Below are 13,913 nucleotides of genomic sequence, written 5' to 3'. Positions count from 1 at the left end.
TCAAAATACCTCGGGGGGTGCGGGGGGCTGGCCCCCCGCCTTGGTCGGACCGGCTTTGCCGGTCCGAAGTCCGCTCAGGTGCTCAACCAGTCTGACACAGGCGTGAAAAGCTTGGTTTCAGGTGAATATTCATACACTCGGCCTGTCCCGATCTTGTTGTTCACCATGGAAACAGGCCCGCCAAAGAAGCCACCGCTGTCCCAGTTCTCAATCCCGGACAGGCTCTCAGCCACATTGTCTGCTGTCAGCTCCAGGCCGGCTTGCGCCGTGTCGCGCAGTGCTTTCATGGCAAGCTCCAGTCCGCACATGGTCTGAATGGCCCAGGTCGACATGTAGTTTTCAAGCGGTGTGCCTGCAAACATCACCTTGGAGAGCGCCGCATATTGCTCATAGCGCGGCGCATCTGCGCGGTCATAGAAGTAGCGATAGGGCATGATCCCCTGATAGCCTGCCAGAAACGGCCCGGCTTCCGCCGTGATCCGGTCTGCAATCAGTTTTTCCATGCCCCAGAAGGTGCCGTGAAACTGCACAGGCAGGCCAAATTGGCGTGCACCGCCAATAAGCTGGGGCCAAACGCCCGTGACATAGCCCTGCAAAATACAGTGTTCAGCCCCGGATTGCGCCAGTTTGGTCACATGGGTTGGCACATCGGCACCCTGCGGTTTGGTGGCCTCTTCCAGCACGATTTCGATCCCGAGCTCCGCCGCTTTGGCCCGACCGTGCTCCAATGGATCGCGTCCAAACTCTGTATTGGAGTAGATAAAGGCAACCTTACTTCCGCCGGCTGCTTTGATGTTTTGCAACAGGATATCAAACTGGTCCTGATAGGTTGGTCCGGAGATATACTGATAGGGGTTGGTCTCTGGGTTGGCCAATTCCGAAGCAAAAGACGTTGACCCCATCAGCCGCGCATTCTCACCTTTCAACTCGGGCGCAATGAGCTTCATGGCCCCCGTTGAGTCCGCGAAATACCCAACCAAGGCTGAGCCTTCCGTGGCCAGCGCGCGCTGGTAGTTGGCCAGAGTGTTTTGCGGAACATAACCGGAGTCCTCTGTCACAAAGCGGATCGGCGTCCCGGCAATACCGCCCTCGTCATTGAACAGTTTTTGCGCCAAGGCAAACGCCGGGGCCACAAGCTGTCCGGCTGTTGCAAAGGGCCCTGTCAGCGGCAAAGATGCGCCGAGCACATATTCTGCTGGTTGCGCCTTGAGGATCATCGGTGCGCCAAGAGTGGCCGTAGCCGCCGCGCCTGTGGCAAGGAAAGTCCGTCTGTTAAGTGTCATGAAGTCTTCTCCCAAGTGATGTGGCCATAATTTATCCGCGTGCAAACGGCCAACGGTTTGCAGAGCGTAGAATGCGATCGGTGATTTGATTGATGCCAAGGGGTTCTTTTAACAGGAAAAACACCAAAATAAGGCCAAAAACGATCTCCTGAACCGGCGCTGTGTAGCGCTGCATTTCCAGATCTCCCCCGGTGGCAAACCCCATGGAAATCTTGATCAGCTCCGGCACGATCAACACGATGAACACACCGAACACCGGGCCCATCGTGCGCCCCATCCCGCCAACAATCAGTGCTGCCACGAGCTCAAGGCTCAGATCAAGCTCAAACTGCTCGGGCAGAATGCGGGCGTAAAAATAGGCAAACAAGGCCCCGGACAGCCCACAAAACGCCGCCGAGATCGCAAAGCTCATCAGCTTGTAGCGCAGCAAGGAAATTCCAAGAATTTCAGCCGAGTAGTCCCGATCACGAATGGCAATAAAGGCCCGTCCGACCCGGGTGCGAAAGAGGTTTTGCGTGCCCAACAACGTCAGGACAGCAAGCACGGTGATCAGCCCATACATCTCGCGTTTCGTGTCAAGTTCCCACCCCAAGAGATTGGGCACAGGCGTGTTGATCCCAACGACCCCACCCGTCCAGGGGGCAAAAAGCTCCTGTTCAATCAGGAAATTCACGATAAAACTGGCTGCCAGCGTGGCAACCGCAAGATAGAGCCCTTTCACCCGCAAAGACGGCAGCCCCACAACGATCCCGACCAATGCCGAGATCGCCACAGCGCAGGGCACCACCACAAATGGCAACACGCCTTCGGGCAGCGCCGTGAACAAATTGCTCAACACAACCGTGGCATAGGCTCCGATCGCGACAAACGCGCCGTGCCCCAGAGACACCAACCCAGTGTATCCCGTCAGCACATTCACGCCCACCACCGCGATCAGCAGAATGCCCATTTTGCAGGCCATCAGAATGGCATAATCATCGGCAAACAGCGGAAACAGAGCCAAAAGCAGAAGGCACCCGTAGACAAACATCTGCTTGTTGCGGTTGTTGAGCACACGCTCATCTGCGCCATAAGAGGCTTTGAGGTTGCCGTTAATCATATGCGTTCAACCTCTTTTTGACCAAAGAGCCCGTGGGGGCGGAAGATAATCACCACCAGCACAGCCACATATGGCACAATCTCGGCCCACTCCCCGCCCATTTTCCATTGGGTCATCGCCTCTAGGATTCCGACACTCATGGCCGCGATTAAGACACCGACATAGCTGTCGAGCCCACCCATCAGCACAATCGCCAGAACCGAAAAGCCAAACAGCCCCAGAGATGGCGAAATCCCGTTCCGAGTCGCCAGGATAGCGCCTGCAACAGCGCCCGTTGCCGAAGCCAAAATCCATGCGCGGCTGAACACCTTGGGCACCGAAATGCCCATCGAATACGCCGTAGACTGATCTTCCGCCGTTGCCCGGATGGCCACGCCGCCCTTGGTAAATTTGACCATGGCCACGATCCCGCCAAAAATCAGCAAGGCGATCACCATATTCACAATATCGGCACCGAACAGGAATATCATGGTCCCAAACAGCTCAAACCGCAGCGGAGTGTTCGGTGCAATATGCGGCACAAACGCCGCGTCAGCCGTCCAGATCAGCGAGGCAGCCCCCGACAGAATGGAGATCAATCCGACGGTCACCATGATCATCGCAAAAACAGATTGCCCCATCAGCGGGCGCATCAGGCTACGCTCTATGAGCAACCCAAGCAACGCGTTGCAGACCACCGCGCCCAAAAGGCCAAACACAATCCGGGGCAGATTTGCCACCCAATCCAGAACCGCGCCCAAGGGCGAGAACATGGAAAGACCTGCGCGCATTTCGACCATCCACGCCGGCTGCCACGAGGCCAGCCAGGCCGGCGCCCCCTCAAAACCAGGGATCACCACCGCAAAGGTAAAATAAAAATAGGCCCCGAACATGATGAGATAGCCATGCGCGAAATTGACAACCTTGGTCGCCTTGTAAACCGATACGATCCCAACAGCGATCAGGGCGTAAATTGCGCCACTCATCAGCCCGTTGATCGCAAATTGAACAAATTGCCCCATACTAGCTCCTCATGCCGCAGCGCCGAGATAGGCTTCAATCACCGCCGGATTTTGTGACACCTCGTCAGGGGTTCCAGCCGCAATTTGTTGACCGAAATTCAAAACCACAATCTGGCTGCAAATATCCATGACCATGTGCATGTCGTGCTCGACCAGCAGAATGGTTGTCCCAAATTGTTCCTGCACATCCAAAATAAACCGTGCCATATCTGCAGTCTCTTCGCGGTTCATCCCCGCAACGGGCTCATCCAGCATCAACAAGCGCGGCTTCATCGCCAGCGCACGCGCCAGCTCTACGCGCTTTTGCAACCCATAAGGCAGCATTGTGATGGGGTATTTGCGGATGTGATCAATCTCTAGAAAATCAATCACCCGCTCTTCTATGTCGCGTCGCAGCTCCAGCTCCTCCGCGCGGGCCGCCCCGAAATACCGGAAGGCCGAGAACAGCCCTGTCTTGAGCCGTGTGTGCCCACCCAGCTTTATGTTGTCGAGCACGGTCATGCCGCGAAACAACGCGATATTTTGGAAGGTGCGTGCCATGCCAAGCTGCGCGCGTTTGTCCGGTGCCAGCCCGGTGATGTCCGAACCATCAAAGCGAACGGTCCCCTCCGAGGGGGCATAAAACCCTGAAATAGCGTTGAACAACGAGGTCTTTCCAGCCCCGTTTGGGCCGATCACACCAGTGATCTCCCCTTCTCGCACATCAAAGCTCACCCCTTGCAGGGCCTTGATGCCGCCAAACGACAAATGCAAATCGGACACGCTCAGCATGGCTGATCGACTCCTCCCTATGCCTGCCAAGCCGCCGCTTTTGCGGTCTGTCCTGGGCAAGCTCTCCCATTGCAAAAGAGCTTAACGCCTGATTGGCTTCTGACAATAGGCTTTCGCGCAAGGCGACGCTGCGTCAGCCTAAGCAGCGCCCGCTTGCACAGGCTCATCTCACCGCATCAAGGCTTGCAAACGCGCCTTATGACCAGCGGACTCTGGCAAAGAGAGATTGTCTGACAAATCTTGCAAGCTGTTCAAATTGTGACAGGCCACCAAGGATGAAACATAGGGCAACATCGCGCGGATCCCCGCGGCTTGGGGGGAAAACTGCTCCCACCGCAATAGCGGGTTCAACCAGACCAGCTTGCGGGTTTGCAACGCCAGACGCGCCATCTCGGCTTCAAGCTGTGCAATCCCTTCGCGTTCAAGCCCATCCGTGATCAGCAACACAATGGACGGGCTGGACAGCACCCTGCGCGCCCACAGCCTGTTGAACGCCCCCAGGCTGGCGGCAATCCGCGTGCCCCCCTCCCAATCGCGCACATGACTTCCCATGGCCGCCAAGGCTGCGTCCGGATCCTTGATGTTGAGCAAGGGAGAAATATTGGTCAGCCGGGTGCCAAAGGTAAACCCATGCACCTGCGCCCAGTCCGGGCCCTGGGCTTGCGACAGGGAGTGCACAAAATGCATCATCATCCGGCTGTAACTCGTCATGGACCCAGATATATCGCAGAGCACAACAAGGTTGAGCTTGCGCGGCTTGGAGACGCGTTTGGGAAGCTCGAAAACCTCTCCACCTCGGCGACGCGCGTTTTGTAACGCTTTGCGCCGCTCGATGCGTGCTCCTGAGGCCGCAAGCTCAAAGCGCCGGCCAAGCACGCGGGGCAATCTGAGATCCAAACGACGAATTGCTGTGGCTGCCGCCCGGATTTCCGCTGCGCTCATCGCGTCAAAATCTTTCTGCGCCAGCTTTTCGGCCTCAGAATGAGAAAACTGGGCATCAAGTTCCAACTGCTCTTTCGGCGGGGCTTGATGGGGCTTGCCCCCCCCTGCTGCCATGGCTTCGGCCGCTCGGCTTTGAGCTGGCTTCACCGGTGTTTCCACAGGCGGTGCCGTGATCACAGGCAAGAGATTGGTGATCATGTTTTCCAGAAACTCAGGGTCGCGCCAAAACATTGCAAAGACCTGATCAAAGACCAGCAAATGTTCGGCTCGGGTCACAATCATTGCGCGCAACGTGCTGTGAAAATCCTGGCGGTTGGTAAACCCGACAGCCTCCACTGCGCGCAGCGCCTCAAGAAGCTGCGCCGTCCCCACAGGCACACCCGCACGCCGCAGGGCCCGGCCAAAATAGACAAGATTGTCCGGGAGGGTTCCGGCTGTTGTTGTCATTGCAAGGTCTGCATATCCTGTTTTATTTGGTCCAAAATCCGGGCCGCAGGCCCGCCTGTGATCTTGGCAATGTCATCTTGATATTTGAGCACAGCTCCGATCGTGTCGGTGATCACATCCGGCGAAAGCGCCACAACATCCAGCGCCACAAGGCATTTGGCCCAATCCAACGTTTCTGCAAGCCCCGGGCGTTTGAAAAGGTCTTCCGCGCGAAGCTTGTGAATAAAGGCCACAAGCTCACGGCTCAACGCGTCTTTGGCCTCCGGCACGCGCGCAGCCAGAATTTCCATTTCTCGGTCAAAATCCGGATAATCAACCCAATGGTAAAGGCACCGACGTTTGAGCGCATCATGCACCTCGCGGGTGCGGTTGGAGGTCAAAATAACTATCGGAGGTTGCGGTGCTTTGATCACACCCAACTCAGGCACCGTCACCTGAAAATCCGAGAGCGCTTCCAGCAAAAAGGCTTCAAAGGGCGCATCCGTGCGGTCAATTTCATCAATCAACAGCACAGGTGGCCCAGAGTCATGCGCTTCAACCGCCTGCAACAAGGCCCGTTTGATCAGATATTTCTCGCTGTAGATATCCGCATCCTCAGCCCCGTTGCGCATGGCGAGCATTTGGGCTGCAAAATTCCACTCATACACCGAGCTCGCGGTGTCCAGCCCCTCATAGCACTGAAGCCGGATAAGCTCTCGTCCAAGGCCCTTTGCAATCACCTTGGCCAACTCGGTTTTTCCAACACCCGCCTCCCCTTCCAGAAAAATGGGGCGGTTGAGCGTCAGAGACAGGTAAGTCAGGGTTGCCATGGGCCGGTCCGCCACATAGCCCTCAGACGCCAACAGGGTCAGTGTCTCATCAATCGAGTTCGGAAGCTTTTGCACGACATATATCCCAAAATAAGCAACACCAGTCCCAAGGCTGGAACTGGTGTCAGAAGTCGTATGGACCCTTATGCCAAAGCGCGTTTGGCCATGACCTTGATCAAATTGGCCCGGTAAGCCGCTGTTCCGTGCAGATCGGACATCAAGCCCTCCGCAGAAACCTCGACCCCATCCACAGCATTGGCCGAATAGTCAGCCGTCAGCGCAGCTTCGAGGCCCGCGTGCCGGAAGACACCGTTTTCGCCGGCCCCGGTCACCGCGACACGCACAGCACCGTCCTTGGATCTCGCAACGAAAACCCCTGCCATGGCATAGCGCGACGCTGGATTTGGAAACTTGCCATATCCGCCTGCTGCCGGAGCCTGAAAACTCACCGCAGTGATAATTTCCCCCTCCTGAAGTGCGGTTTCAAACATTCCCTGAAAGTAGTCTGACGCTGCAATCTCGCGCTTGTTGGTATGGATCGTTGCCGCGAGGGCCAGCAGAGCGGCCGGATAATCCGCAGCCGGATCATTATTGGCCACAGAGCCGCCGATCGTGCCCCGATGGCGCACGGCAGGATCACCGATATTGCCCGCCAACCGGCACATTGCTGGAAATACCTCTGCCAACTCGGCATTTGCAGCAACCTCGGCATGGGTTGTCATTGCACCAATGGTAACTGTTTCGCCCCCATCTGCTTTTATAACCCCCATGACCTTGCGCTTGGTGATGGTCACACCACGCAAACCCTCTGCCCGGCTCAGATCAATCACATCCGAGGGGGCAGCCAGCCTCTGCTTCATCGTGGGGATCAGGGTCTGCCCCCCAGCCAAGATCTTGGCATCTGTCGCTGTGGCCAAAATTGCCTCGGCTTCTTGGGGCGAAGATACACTGTGGAAATTTGTCTCATACATCATCCAAACTCCTTATTCCGCTGCAATTTTGCTCTGCACATCCTGCAACGCGGCCCAAACCGCAGCAGGTGTGGCAGGCATAGCCAGGTTGTTGTTGCCAATGGCATCCGTGATGGCGTTGATCACAGCAGGTGGTGATCCAATCGCCCCCGCTTCGCCGCATCCTTTCATCCCCAGCGGATTGCCCGGACAAACGGTGGAGGCATGATGCACCGAGTAGTTGGGCAGATCATCCGCACGGGGCATGGTGTAATCCATGTAGCTGGCAGACAATTGCTGGCCCATCTCGTCATAGACGACATTCTCCAACATCGCCTGGCCAATTCCCTGCGCAATACCCCCATGCACCTGACCTTCTACAATCATCGGGTTGATTATCGTGCCGAAGTCATCAGAGGCCACAAATTGCACAACCTCCGTCACACCCGTTTCCGGATCAACCTCGACTTCACAGATGTAGCATCCGGCCGGGAAGGTAAAATTGGTAGGATCATAAAAAGCGCTCTCTTTGAGCCCCGGCTCCATGCCCTCAGGGATATTGTGGGCCGTGTAGGCCGCAAGCCCAACCTCGTGCCACAGCATCTGCTTGTCGGTGCCGGCCACTTTCACAGCGCCCCCTTCAATCACAATGTCATCTTCACCTGCTTCCAAGACATGCGCCGCGATCTTCTTGACCTTGGCCTCAACCTTGTCCATCGCCTTGACAATGGCCGACATGCCCACCGCACCAGACCGCGAGCCGTAAGTGCCCATCCCGAACTGGACTTTATCCGTATCGCCATGAACGATCTGGATGTTTTCAGTCGGCAAATCAAAGCGCTCGGCCACAATTTGCGCAAAGGTGGTTTCATGGCCCTGTCCGTGGCTGTGCGAGCCTGTCAGGATCTCGATCGTGCCAACCGGGTTCACCCGCACTTCAGCACTTTCCCAAAGGCCAACACCGGCGCCCAGACTGCCAACCGCCGCAGACGGCGCAATGCCGCAAGCCTCAATGTAGTTGGAATATCCAAGCCCACGCAATTTGCCGCGGCTCGCGGCTTCTGCCTTGCGCGCCGCAAACCCGGCAACATCCGCCGCTTCCTGCGCCTGCTTGAGATTGGCGTCAAAATCACCGCTGTCATAGGCCATGATAACCGGTGTTTGGTGTGGAAAGGACTTCACAAAGTTCTTTGCGCGCAGCGCAGCCGGGTCAACGCCCATCTCGCGCGCAGCCGTTTCCATCAGCCGTTCAATCAGATAACAGGCTTCCGGACGCCCGGCACCGCGGTAGGCATCGACCGGCACGGTGTTGGTGTAAACGGCCTGAACATCACAATAAATATTGGCAATGTCATACTGACCCGACAAAAGCGTTGCATAGAGATAGGTCGGCACCGCCGAGCTGAACAACGACATATACGCCCCAAGATTGGCTTTCGTGTTCACTTTCAGGCCGACAATCTTGCCATCCTTGTCAAAGCCGATCTTGGCGGTTGAAACATGGTCACGCCCATGCGCATCCGTCAAAAATGCTTCGGTGCGGTCCGATGTCCATTTGACGGAGCGGCCACATTTCATCGCGGCCCAAAGACAGGCAATCTCTTCGGGATAGATATAAATCTTGGAGCCAAAGCCACCGCCAACATCCGGAGCGATCACCCGCAGCTTGTGCTCGGGCGCGACATTGTAAAAGGCCGACAACACCAGCCGTGCCACATGTGGGTTTTGGCTGGTTGTGTAGAGGGTGTAATGGTCCTCGGCTTCATTGAACGTCGCAATCGCCGATCTGGGTTCCATCGGATTGGGGGCCAACCGGTTGTTGGTGATGTCCATTTCAGTCACATGGGCCGCGCTGGCCAAGGCCGCATCTGTCGGAGCCAAATCGCCGATTTCCCAATCAAAGATCAGGTTTCCAGGCGCGTTCTCATGAAGCTGCGGCGCGCCTTCGGCCAAAGCCTCCACAGAGCCCACCACAACCGGCAGCTCCTCATACTCCACAACCACCGCCTCGGCCGCAGATTTGGCAAGCGCCTTGCTGTCCGCCACAACAATCGCCACCGCATCGCCCACATAGCGCACTTTTTCAGTGGCCAGAGCCGACCACGCCCCCATATTCATCGGGCTGCCGTCTTTTGAGGTCACCCCCCAGCCGCAGATGATATTGCCAATTCCGTCAGCCACAAGCTCAGGGCCCATCAGAACCGTTTCAACGCCCTCCATGGCCAGTGCCGCCGACGCATCAACCGATACAATCCGGGCGTGGGCATGAGGGCTGCGCACAAATGCGGCATAGGCCTGATTGGCCTCGATGATATCATCCGTGTAACGGCCTTTGCCGGTGATGAACCTCTTGTCTTCCTTGCGCAAAACGCGCGCGCCAATTCCTTCAGACATTTTCATTCCCCCCTTATGCTGTCGTCATCTTGGACGCACCGTCCACGATAGATTTGACAATGTTATGATAGCCGGTGCAGCGACAAATATTGCCCTCAAGCTCGTGTCGGATGGCTTCTTCGGTCAGCTCTTTGCCCTGCCCTTGATAGCGCGCAACCATGTCTGTGGCCGTCATGATCATCCCCGGCGTGCAAAACCCACACTGCAAGCCATGGTTTTCCTTGAAGGCAACCTGCATAGGGTGCAGCTCGTCTTTTGAGGTGGCGAGCCCTTCCACTGTGGTGACCTGAGCCCCCGAAGCGCTGGCCGCCAACATGGTGCAAGATTTCATCGCGCGACCGTCAACATGCACCACGCAAGCCCCACATTGGCTGGTGTCACATCCCACATGAGTGCCTGTCAGGCGCAAATGGTCTCGAATATATTCGACAAGCAAAGTGTTGTCCGGCACGTCACGCGATACGGATTTACCATTCACAGTCATCGCAATTTTCATTCATTCTCTCCCTTATCGTAGTATTTTTTTGAACATGTTTATAAGGCTTTGCCAAAACCCGGGTGTTGCCCCCGGTGTCTTGGCATCCGCAGCTGGTGCCCCCTCTACTTGAGCTTGGAAACTTTCGAAAAACTGATCCGCCATCTTGCTCACAAAGCTGTCAATGATACGCGAACCCAATTGGGCAAGCTTGCCGCCGATCTGGGCATTCACCACATAGCTCAGCCTTGTGCTCGCACCCTCGCCTTGAAGCGTCACATCTGCCCCGCCGCGGGCAAATCCGGCCACACCACCTTCGCCTTTGCCGCTGATGGTCAGGCTTTTGGGGGCGTCTATGTTGCTTAGAAGAACAGTTCCGGTAAACGTCGCCTTCACGGGGCCGACCCGCTGCACGACGACGGCTTCAAACCCGTCTTCCACGCTCCCCGTCAGGCTTTGGCAACCTGGAACGCATTCCTTCAAGACCGCCGGGTCCAACAAATGTGCCCAGACCATATCAGGTGTCGCCGCAATAATGCGCTCGTCTTTGAAATCCAAATGCTACGCCTCCCCAGCATGAAATCAGGTTTATCGCACCCGATTAAATCGCATCTTGGGATCAGCTTATTGCAAATTTCTCATTATGCAAGCGAGCTGTCTTATTGCGACAACGCCACAGCTGCTGCGCTCACAAACAGACCCACAGGTTTCAGCCACCTGCATTTTCCGCGCAGTGGAAAATATTTTAACGCTTCACAGCCAAAGCATTGGTGAGTGAACCGGCCATGTCGCGCACCAATACCCCAACCTCCTCGGCTCTGTCCGCAGGCATCCGCGCGGAGAGTGCGGAAACCGAGATCGCACAAATTGCATCTCCCGCCCCGGCCAACACCACAGCCGCCACACACCTTAATCCGGCGGCATGTTCTTCATCATCCACCGCATAGCCCATTCGCCGGATGCGCACGATCTCCGCCATCAACCCATCAAGCGTGCGGTGCGAACGCGGGGTCATCGGATGAAACCCGATACGGGCAGCAAATCGAGCAATTTCGCTATCTGACCAAGTGGCCAAAATCGCTTTGCCCATCCCGGAACAAAGCGCTGGAACACGCCCGCCACTGGGCGAAATCGCTCTCACAATCTCCCGGCTTTCAACTTGGGAAATCGTGACGATTTGGTCGTCATCCAGCACACCCAGGTTGGCCGTTTCGCGCGTGGCATCGCGCAATCTGCGCAAATAGGGCAAGGCTGGTGTGATGAAATTATACTTCTGAACATAGGCCGACCCGACAGAATAGGCCTCTCGTCCAATGTGCCAAAGCGCCTTCTCAGGGTCGAAATAAGCAAAGTTCTCCATCTCAAGCGTCGTCAAAAGCCGATGCGCCGTTGACACAGCAAGCCCGGTTTGCTGGGCCAGATCGCTCACCCGGTGGCCTTCGTCGGAACAGGACAAGGCCTTCAAAAGCATCATGGCCCGCCGGACCGACTGCACATGCCCCATGCTCTGCTTCATAAGGTTTTCCATATCGTGAAAAAGGTTTTCACCACAGCTAGCAGCCTACGCCGCCCCGGTCTAGCAAGAAGAAAAGGGAGGCTCTCATGTCTTATGTAAAACGCGCTGACATTGAAGTTGCTGCCGAATTGGCGGCCTTGATTGAAGATGAAATCCTGCTTGGCATCACGCCAGATGCGTTTTGGACAGGGTATTCTGCTTTGCTTAAAGAGCTCGTGCCACAAAACCGGGCACTGCTGGCAAAGCGCCAATCGCTTCAAGCAGAGATCGACGCTTGGTATCAATCACGAAAAGGCACAACCATTGATCCAGAGGCCGCCATGGCGCATCTGCGCGAAATCGGTTACCTGCAAGAGGCTCCTCAGCCCTTCGACATCAAGGTCCAGAATGTGGACCCTGAAATCGCCACAACAGCCGGGCCGCAGCTTGTTGTGCCTGTCATGAACGCCCGTTTTGCGCTCAATGCGGCCAATGCCCGCTGGGGTTCGCTTTATGATGCGCTTTACGGCACAGACGCCATTGAAGGCTCCCCCACAAGTGCCGCCTATGACGCCGAGCGCGGCGCCAAAGTGGTGGCCTGGGCGCGCGCCCATCTCGATGCAGTTGCTCCCTTGGCTCAAGGCTCTTGGGCGGATGTGCAAAAAATCTCTGCGCAGGAAACGCTGACCCTCACCCTGAGCAGCGGCGCAACAACACTGGCCAATCCGCAGCACTATGCCGGCTACCGCGCAAACGGAGATCTGCTGTTGCGGGTCAATGGCTTGCTGATCGAGATAAAAATCGACCCAAACAGCCCAATCGGCGCCTCAGACCCGGCAGGCATATCTGATGTGCGCCTGGAAAGTGCGCTGACAGCCATCCAAGACTGCGAAGATTCCGTTGCAGCCGTAGATGCCGAAGACAAATGTGTCGTCTATGCCAACTGGCTTGGCCTCATGCGGGGCGATCTGACAGAGCGCTTTGAGAAAAACGGCACAACGCTCACACGCCAGCTGAACAGCGATATCTCCTATCTGTCCCCAGAAGGCAAAGAACAGGTTCACCCCGGCCGGGCATTGATGCTTGTGCGCAATGTGGGGCACCTGATGACCAATAATGCCATCTTGTGGAACGGCGAGGAAACGCCGGAAGGCATCATGGACGCCGTGATCACCGTTGCATGTGCCATGCACGATCTGGCCAAAACAACCGGCTTGAGAAACTCCCGCCGTGGTTCGGTTTATGTGGTGAAGCCCAAAATGCACGGACCGGAGGAAGCCGCTTTTTCCAACAGGCTCTACGGACGGGTGGAAGATATGCTCGGCCTGCCACGCGACACGGTCAAATTGGGTATTATGGATGAGGAGCGCCGCACCTCGGCAAACTTGGCCGCTTGTATCGAGGCCGTCAAGACACGCTGCGTCTTTATCAACACAGGCTTTCTTGACCGAACCGGAGATGAGATCCACACGATGATGCAGGCCGGCCCGGTGATCCCGCGCAGCGAAATGGCGGCAAGTGCCTGGCTTGGCGCCTATGAAAACGGCAATGTCGATACCGGCCTCGCCGCCGGGCTCAAGGGGCAAGCACAAATCGGCAAAGGCATGTGGGCGCGCCCGGATGACATGGCTGATATGTTGCAAGCAAAAATCACCCACCCCCAAGCCGGTGCCAACACCGCATGGGTGCCCTCCCCCACAGCGGCCACATTGCACGCCACGCATTACCACAAGGTCGCTGTGTCAGATGTCCAAAACAGCCTGCTCACCCGCAAACCCGCGGCGCTGAAAGATCTGCTGACCCCGCCTGTGATGTTCGGGCGCAACCTATCGCAAGCCGATGTCACCCGCGAGCTGGAAAACGCGTGCCAGTCTATTCTGGGCTATGTTGTGCGCTGGGTTGATCAAGGAATCGGCTGCTCCAAAGTGCCTGACATTGATGATGTCGCGCTGATGGAAGACCGGGCAACCCTGCGCATTTCTGCGCAATATCTGGCCAATTGGATCACCCATGGGATTTGCACAACCGAACAGGTCGAAGCCGCCTTCCGCCGCATGGCACCGAAAGTCGATGCCCAGAATGCGCATGATCCGGCCTATCGCCGGATGGCCCCTTCGTTTGATGGCGAAGCCTTCAAGGCCGCTCAGGCGCTTGTCTTGGAGGGCGTCTCCCAACCTTCCGGATATACCGAGCCATTGCTCTATCAGGCCCGCCTGCGGGTAAAACAGATGGCGCGCCGATAAATCC

General features: G+C 56.7%; 12 protein-coding genes. 1 reads left to right on the top strand and 11 read right to left on the bottom strand.

Annotation, left to right across the window (positions count from 1 at the left end; genetic code table 11):
• Positions 1-74: 74 nt before the first annotated feature.
• From Q0478_RS03135 to Q0478_RS03085, 11 genes are all read right to left on the bottom strand, one after another.
• Complete coding sequence (locus Q0478_RS03135) at positions 75-1,283, bottom strand: ABC transporter substrate-binding protein (RefSeq protein ID WP_298676107.1); 1,209 nt, start codon at positions 1,281-1,283, stop codon at positions 75-77.
• Between the two features lie 31 nt (positions 1,284-1,314).
• Positions 1,315-2,382 (bottom strand): branched-chain amino acid ABC transporter permease, encoded by a 1,068-nt coding sequence (locus Q0478_RS03130; RefSeq protein WP_298676105.1) that lies wholly within the window; start codon positions 2,380-2,382, stop codon positions 1,315-1,317.
• Positions 2,379-3,383: a branched-chain amino acid ABC transporter permease gene (locus Q0478_RS03125; protein WP_298676104.1), complete on the bottom strand. Its 1,005-nt coding sequence runs from the start codon at positions 3,381-3,383 to the stop codon at positions 2,379-2,381. Before Q0478_RS03125 ends, Q0478_RS03130 begins: the two co-directional genes overlap by 4 nt.
• 9 nt (positions 3,384-3,392) lie before the next feature.
• Positions 3,393-4,154, bottom strand: a complete 762-nt coding sequence (locus Q0478_RS03120) for an ABC transporter ATP-binding protein (RefSeq protein WP_298676103.1) — start codon at positions 4,152-4,154, stop codon at positions 3,393-3,395.
• Between the two features lie 168 nt (positions 4,155-4,322).
• On the bottom strand, positions 4,323-5,543 hold the full coding sequence (locus Q0478_RS03115) for a VWA domain-containing protein (protein ID WP_298676101.1): 1,221 nt from the start codon (positions 5,541-5,543) through the stop codon (positions 4,323-4,325).
• On the bottom strand, positions 5,540-6,436 hold the full coding sequence (locus Q0478_RS03110) for a MoxR family ATPase (protein WP_298676152.1): 897 nt from the start codon (positions 6,434-6,436) through the stop codon (positions 5,540-5,542). Before Q0478_RS03110 ends, Q0478_RS03115 begins: the two co-directional genes overlap by 4 nt.
• A gap of 59 nt (positions 6,437-6,495) precedes the next feature.
• Positions 6,496-7,323: a xanthine dehydrogenase family protein subunit M gene (locus Q0478_RS03105; RefSeq protein ID WP_298676151.1), complete on the bottom strand. Its 828-nt coding sequence runs from the start codon at positions 7,321-7,323 to the stop codon at positions 6,496-6,498.
• Between the two features lie 12 nt (positions 7,324-7,335).
• The gene (locus Q0478_RS03100; RefSeq protein WP_298676099.1) at positions 7,336-9,696 is read right to left on the bottom strand and encodes a xanthine dehydrogenase family protein molybdopterin-binding subunit; all 2,361 of its coding nucleotides are present in this window, start codon (positions 9,694-9,696) and stop codon (positions 7,336-7,338) included.
• A gap of 13 nt (positions 9,697-9,709) precedes the next feature.
• Positions 9,710-10,192: a (2Fe-2S)-binding protein gene (locus Q0478_RS03095; protein ID WP_298676097.1), complete on the bottom strand. Its 483-nt coding sequence runs from the start codon at positions 10,190-10,192 to the stop codon at positions 9,710-9,712.
• 12 nt (positions 10,193-10,204) lie between these two features.
• Complete coding sequence (locus tag Q0478_RS03090; RefSeq protein ID WP_298676095.1) at positions 10,205-10,729, bottom strand: CoxG family protein; 525 nt, start codon at positions 10,727-10,729, stop codon at positions 10,205-10,207.
• A 187-nt stretch (positions 10,730-10,916) separates the two neighbouring features.
• The gene (locus Q0478_RS03085) at positions 10,917-11,687 is read right to left on the bottom strand and encodes an IclR family transcriptional regulator (protein ID WP_298676093.1); all 771 of its coding nucleotides are present in this window, start codon (positions 11,685-11,687) and stop codon (positions 10,917-10,919) included.
• An 86-nt stretch (positions 11,688-11,773) separates the two neighbouring features.
• Here Q0478_RS03085 and Q0478_RS03080 point away from each other — a divergent pair, with 86 nt between their 5' ends.
• Positions 11,774-13,909 carry a malate synthase G gene (locus Q0478_RS03080; RefSeq protein ID WP_298676092.1) on the top strand — a complete coding sequence of 712 codons (2,136 nt, stop codon included), beginning with the start codon at positions 11,774-11,776 and terminating at the stop codon, positions 13,907-13,909.
• The last annotated feature ends 4 nt before the right edge of the window (positions 13,910-13,913 follow it).

The sequence above is a fragment of the uncultured Lentibacter sp. genome (genome assembly GCF_937123735.1).
GTDB lineage: Bacteria > Pseudomonadota > Alphaproteobacteria > Rhodobacterales > Rhodobacteraceae > Lentibacter.
The sequence above is the reverse complement of the archived record's forward strand: the minus strand, read 5'-3'. Positions and strand labels throughout refer to the sequence as shown.

What these genes read in the sequence shown, in the direction of transcription:
- Q0478_RS03135 (WP_298676107.1), bottom strand. Translation starts at nt 1,283, where the DNA reads ATGACACTTAACAGACGGACTTTCCTTGCCACAGGCGCGGCGGCTACG.
- Q0478_RS03130 (WP_298676105.1), bottom strand. Translation starts at nt 2,382, where the DNA reads ATGATTAACGGCAACCTCAAAGCCTCTTATGGCGCAGATGAGCGTGTG.
- Q0478_RS03125 (WP_298676104.1), bottom strand. Translation starts at nt 3,383, where the DNA reads ATGGGGCAATTTGTTCAATTTGCGATCAACGGGCTGATGAGTGGCGCA.
- Q0478_RS03120 (WP_298676103.1), bottom strand. Translation starts at nt 4,154, where the DNA reads ATGCTGAGCGTGTCCGATTTGCATTTGTCGTTTGGCGGCATCAAGGCC.
- Q0478_RS03115 (WP_298676101.1), bottom strand. Translation starts at nt 5,543, where the DNA reads ATGACAACAACAGCCGGAACCCTCCCGGACAATCTTGTCTATTTTGGC.
- Q0478_RS03105 (WP_298676151.1), bottom strand. Translation starts at nt 7,323, where the DNA reads ATGTATGAGACAAATTTCCACAGTGTATCTTCGCCCCAAGAAGCCGAG.
- Q0478_RS03100 (WP_298676099.1), bottom strand. Translation starts at nt 9,696, where the DNA reads ATGTCTGAAGGAATTGGCGCGCGCGTTTTGCGCAAGGAAGACAAGAGG.
- Q0478_RS03095 (WP_298676097.1), bottom strand. Translation starts at nt 10,192, where the DNA reads ATGAAAATTGCGATGACTGTGAATGGTAAATCCGTATCGCGTGACGTG.
- Q0478_RS03085 (WP_298676093.1), bottom strand. Translation starts at nt 11,687, where the DNA reads ATGAAGCAGAGCATGGGGCATGTGCAGTCGGTCCGGCGGGCCATGATG.
- Q0478_RS03080 (WP_298676092.1), top strand. Translation starts at nt 11,774, where the DNA reads ATGTCTTATGTAAAACGCGCTGACATTGAAGTTGCTGCCGAATTGGCG.